The 4734-nt window shown below is 73.2% G+C and carries 5 protein-coding genes and 1 pseudogene; 2 read left to right on the forward strand and 4 right to left on the reverse strand.

All coding sequences use genetic code 11. The features are described 5' to 3' along the window. A partial coding sequence (locus AA75_RS17815; protein ID WP_199520344.1) for a helicase associated domain-containing protein occupies positions 1-563 on the forward strand: 563 nt, incomplete at its 5' end. 394 nt (positions 564-957) lie between these two features. Here the strand turns inward: AA75_RS17815 and AA75_RS17820 are convergent. Continuing rightward, on the reverse strand, positions 958-2181 hold the full coding sequence (locus AA75_RS17820) for a PP2C family protein-serine/threonine phosphatase (RefSeq protein WP_033821061.1): 1224 nt from the start codon (positions 2179-2181) through the stop codon (positions 958-960). Positions 2182-2855: 674 nt separating this feature from the next. Here AA75_RS17820 and AA75_RS17830 point away from each other — a divergent pair. After that, positions 2856-3026 (forward strand): hypothetical protein, encoded by a 171-nt coding sequence (locus AA75_RS17830; protein ID WP_033821066.1) that lies wholly within the window; start codon positions 2856-2858, stop codon positions 3024-3026. 265 nt (positions 3027-3291) lie between these two features. On the opposite strand, the gene AA75_RS17835 is transcribed toward AA75_RS17830, so the two are convergent. From AA75_RS17835 to AA75_RS17845, 3 genes and pseudogenes are all read right to left on the reverse strand, one after another. Next, the gene (locus AA75_RS17835; protein WP_033821063.1) at positions 3292-3690 is read right to left on the reverse strand and encodes a DUF2267 domain-containing protein; all 399 of its coding nucleotides are present in this window, start codon (positions 3688-3690) and stop codon (positions 3292-3294) included. A gap of 57 nt (positions 3691-3747) precedes the next feature. Next, positions 3748-4150: pseudogene (locus tag AA75_RS45725) on the reverse strand (DUF2267 domain-containing protein). Positions 4151-4599: 449 nt separating this feature from the next. Continuing rightward, on the reverse strand, positions 4600-4734 hold a 135-nt coding region (locus tag AA75_RS17845; RefSeq protein WP_149038213.1), incomplete at its 5' end, for an Hsp20 family protein.

A 4734-nucleotide genomic window follows, 5' to 3' on the forward strand; every position in this document is an offset into this window, starting at 1 on the left:
GCCGCGCCGAGGCCGGCGAGGAGGGCCTGGACTGGACGGGGGCGCTGACCGCCGAGCGTAAGGCCGCATTGGACGCCATCGACCCGGCGTGGTGCCCCACCTGGCCGGTGGAGTGGCAGCGCAGCTTCGCCCTGGCCTGGCGGCACGTCAAGGCCGGCGGAACACTGGCCGGCGCCCAGCCGGGCAGCATCGCCGTCCAGGGCGAAGACCTCGCCGGATGGGCACGGGTGCAGCAGGCCGGCTGGGACAAGCTCGGACCGGCCCAGCAGTGGGCGTGCGAGCACGTCCTCGGACTGGCACCCCTGGCCGCCGAGCAGCTCCCGCCCGCGAAGGTGTCGCACGCGGAGAAGGAACGGCGGAACCTCGCCGCGGCCGCGCAGTACCGGGAACGGGAGGGCCACCTGCACGTGCCGCGCAAGCACAAGGAGCAGCTGGCGCTGGCCGACGGCACGACCATCGAGGTCAGTCTGGGCCTGTTCGTCGCCAACAGCCGCAGCAGGCGCGCCGACGTTCCCGCCGCCCGTGCGGAGCGGCTCACCGAACTCGGGATGCGCTGGGCGTAGCGGGGCCGGTCGGGGTGCGGCGCGCCCGCTGCAACGCGGCCCGGCCACCGTCCGGAAGAGGCGAAGGCCCAGCTCAGGGGTGCAACGCGGAGTCTCGCGTTGCACCCCGCGTTGCGCCCGGGGCCTGTCGCGCCCCGACCACAGGCGGGGGATCGCAGGTATCCGCGCAGTTCACCGCACGCGACAGCCCCCATCACGACAGGGGGGTCGCGACAACCCGCCGTTCGAGCAGGCACAGTTGCTCGCGGATGATCCTGGCGGGGCCGACGCGCGGTTGGCTGGCGTGGAGATGGCGGTGCTCCCCGTCGGGATGACCAGGGAAGGCCCGACCCGGGACTGGCTCCCTCGCCCCCGAAGGGCACGGGGGTGCTGCCGAGGCGGTGTCCGCAAGGTGTCAGCGGTGAGGGTGCCACTCGGTGAGCAGGATGGTGGCGTCGTCGCGAAGCTGCTGATTCTGGTGGAGCAGGATCTGCTGGACCAGGCGGCGCAGCGCCTCGGGGGCGGGCAGGCCGGCGGCCATGGCGCGCACAACGGTGTCGGCGAGGCGCTGCTCGCCGAAGAGGTCGCCGGCGGGCGAGCGGGCTTCGGTGACGCCGTCGGTGAACATCAGCACCCGGTCGCCCGGCTGCAGGCGCACGGTGTGGACCTGCGGCGAGGGCAGGTCGGGACTGCCGAGGCCGAGCGGAAGGTACGGGGGACGTTCCATCGCCCCGTCCACGATCCGGCCCTCGCGGATCAGCAGCGGCGCCGGGTGCCCGCAGTTGATCCAGTCGAGGCGGCCGGTGGCAGTGTCAAGATCGGCGACGAGACAGGTCAGCAGCCGGTCGGGGATCCAGCGGGCCAGGGTGCGGTCGATCTGTTCGGCGATGTCGGTGAGGCCGCCGCCGGCCCGCCGGGTGGAGCGGCACGCGGCGAGGGCGACGGCGCTGCAGCCGCCGGAGGCGAGGTCGTGGCCCATGGCGTCCAGCAGCGTCAGGTGCAATCGGGTGCCGGCCAGGCTGTGGTCGAACGCATCACCACCGACCTCGTACGCGGGCTCCAGCACCGCGGTCGAGGTCACCGCCCGGGTGCCGATGGTGCGCGGCGGCACGAACGCCCACGCCAGCTCCGCCTGCAGCGTCATCGGCCGGCTGCGCACCGTCCGGGCCAGAACGTCGCTGTACTGCTGCTTGGTGGCCAGGATCATCGCGGTCAGGGAGGCCAGAGCGTTGCCCCGCACCAGCAGGCGGTCATCGAGCCGTGGAGCGGCGACGCGCAGCACCCCGAGGCGCCCGACGCCGTCCACCAGCGGCAGCCAGCCCAGCCCGCCGGCCGGATCACCGGCGGCGGCGAACTGCACCGTCTCGGTGCGGTAGGCGCGTCCGGCGAGCGAGGAGTCCACCGGCAGAGTCTTTAACCCGGCGGGCAGGCCCCGGGCGAGCAGCTGCGCCTGGGATGGGGTGGGCAGGGCGACCAGCTCGCGCTGCTGCACGTCCGCGACGTAGACGCTCGCCCGGGCAAACCCCAGGCGCCCGGCTGCGCGCTGGACGAGCTCCGGGATGTCCCGCGGAGCGAGGCGGTGGGCGGCGGCGAGCACATCGGCGAGGACCTCGCCCCAGCCCGAATCCTGGACAGACACCCGCCCTCCGCCTCCCCACGCAGCCGCCGGCTTCCCCGGCACCTGCCCTCATCATCGAGCCGCACCCCCCGCCCAACCCGGCCAGGACACGCCATGCTCAGGGCTGGTCACCGGCGTAGCCGAGCAGCCACGACGTGCCCTGACGGCGCCGAGGGGGCCGATCCCGACTTCGGTCAGCGCGTACACCGGCCAGCTGTCGCAACCAAGCACGGTCCACACGCGCCTGGTGGGCGGCCCGCACCCGGCGGGCGAGGGCCAGGAGCGGACGTCCTCGATCGCGGTGGCAGCTGGGAGGTCAATTCCCGGGCGCGCGCCGCGTCGACCAGGCGGACCCTGGCCGACCTGGCCGACCTGGCCGCGGAAGAACGCAGGCCGTGCCACCTGTCGCCCGCGGCGAAGTCGGATCGCCGCAGGCGGGTAGCCGCAACAGTGGGAGGGACCAGCAGAGGAGAGCCTGGAATGATGACCGTGTGGAGCCCGGCGCCGGCGCCCTCCTTGCCCGCGTCCTTGACCTTCTCGGCGGTGTTCTCGATCTTGTCGCTGGCGCCCATGTGGACCTCCGGTTCGTCGAAGCTGTCGCCGCGCCTCCTGCCCTCGGCCGCCTGGAAGATTCCCTCGAATATGCACCACAGGCCGGAATAAGCGGGTCGCCGACGCTGACTGTGGAGGTCGAGCTGGTCCCCCTTCTTCTTGTTCTGCTGCTGGCCCTGCTCCTGTTCGGCGCGGGCTTCGCGCTGAAGGCCCTGCGGTGGGTAGCGGTCGTGGTACTGGTGATGTGGCTCCTCGGCTTCGTGGCCCGCGGTAGCAGCGCATCCGGCAGCCGCGGCCGCTGGTACCGCTGGTAGGCCCCCGGGGACGACACCGCCCGGACGAGCGAGGCAGCGGGGTGGGGAACACACGCGGGTGTGTCCCCACCCCGCTGCCTCGCTCGTCCGCTGTCCGGGTTCTCCCCTCTTCCCGCCGGCGAGACGCCGCGCTTCAAACGCCTTTGGCGTTCGCACGGGAGCCGGCACTCGCGGTCCATCGCTCACCTCGCCTCACCCTGTGTGCGGTTCGGTGCTTGCCAGGGCGGCACGGAGCGCTCCCGTCCCGGCGGTCGGGCCCGCCGCTTCAGGCGACGGCGGCCAAATCCGCACGGCCGAACAACAGGGCGTAGCCGCGGGGTAGGTGGGCGAGGAGGCGGTCGGTGAGGTTGTTGTTGGTGAGGGTGGTCAGGGCGGCCAGGACGGAGGAGGCATCCCAGCGGGCGGCGGTGAGGCTGGTGCCCAGGGTGTGGGCGAGGCTTTCGACGAAGGCGGGGGCGGTGGCGGGATGGGGCAGGGGGATCTGGGCGGCGAAGACGGTGCGGGCCCGGTCGGGCAGGACCGCGGCGAGGTCGCAGCGTTCGTCGCCGGTGAGCTGGGAGCCGAGGAGGGCCAGGACGGCGTCAAGGACGCGTTCGGCTTCCTCGTCGTTGGTGTAGCGGCCGAGGTTGCGGACCTGCTGGAGGAGGTGGCGGTAGCGGGTCATGACCGTGGGGCCTTCCAGGGGCTGGCCGCCGGCGGGCCGGCGGCGTGTGAGGGGTGGTCAGGGTCGTGTCCCTGCGGTCGGGCGGCCGAGCAGCAGGTCGTAGCCGGGCGGCAACTGGAACAGGAGGCGCCCGGTGAGGTCTTCGCCGGCGGCGTCGGCCACCGTGGACAGGACGGCACCGATGTCCCACAGCGGTGGCTTCGGTGGCGCCCTCGATCCAGGCCGCGGTCGCGCGTACGAATCGCTCGGCGCTGAGGGGCTGGGCGGCCTGCAGCGGGTTGAGCAGGATCAGGGCCATGGTCTCGGGCAGGCGGGCGGCCAGTTCGGCGCGCACCTCGCCGACGAGATGGGCGCCGAGCAGGGCCAGGACCACCCGGGCGGCGCGCTCGGCCTCCTGTGGGGTGTCGTACTCGCCGCGTTCCCGGACCTCCTCCAGGAACGCCTCCCATCGAAGAGTCACCGCGGTTCTCCTCCCTGTCAAGGGCCGGCGCGGCCGTGCCGGTCAGGGCTCGACCGCCAGGCGCCGGTGCAGACCCGTCAGCTTGAGCAGCCGCACTACGCGGCCCCCGCCCCGCGCAGGACCAAGCGGACCGCGCCCGTCGGCTTGGTTGCGGGCGCCCAGGCCCGCGCAGTCCATGAACGTCGCCTCCGACAGATCCAGCACCGCCTCCGATGCGACTCGAGCGCGGTGGCCAGAGCACGGCGCAGCGAGGGTGCGGTGTCGAGGTCGATCTGGCCGTTCACCCGCACGGTGAAGGGTTCGTTGCTTTGGCCGTTCATGACGTTTGTGGGTCGCTGCGGGGGGCCGGTCCGGGCGAGGCCGGCCCGGCTGGTCGAGGGGTGTTCCGGCCGCCCCTTTTGATCGAGGGGGAGAGATCAGGGGCGGCTGGAACGGCCTCGGGGAGCGGGTCAGGCCCGGATCTGCTTGCGGCTTCGGCTGTGGCTGATCTCGATCTTGCGGGGCTTGGCCTTCTCGGCGACCGGGATCTTCAGGGTCAGCACGCCGGCGTCGTAGTCGGCGGTGATCCCGGCGGGGTCGAGGGT

The organism is Kitasatospora sp. MBT63, assembly GCF_000710465.2.
Classification (GTDB): domain Bacteria; phylum Actinomycetota; class Actinomycetes; order Streptomycetales; family Streptomycetaceae; genus Kitasatospora.

Bases quoted from the DNA above. Each gene is read 5' to 3' on its own strand.
- AA75_RS17835 (WP_033821063.1), bottom strand. From the start codon at position 3,690: ATGACCCGCTACCGCCACCTCCTCCAGCAGGTCCGCAACCTCGGCCGC.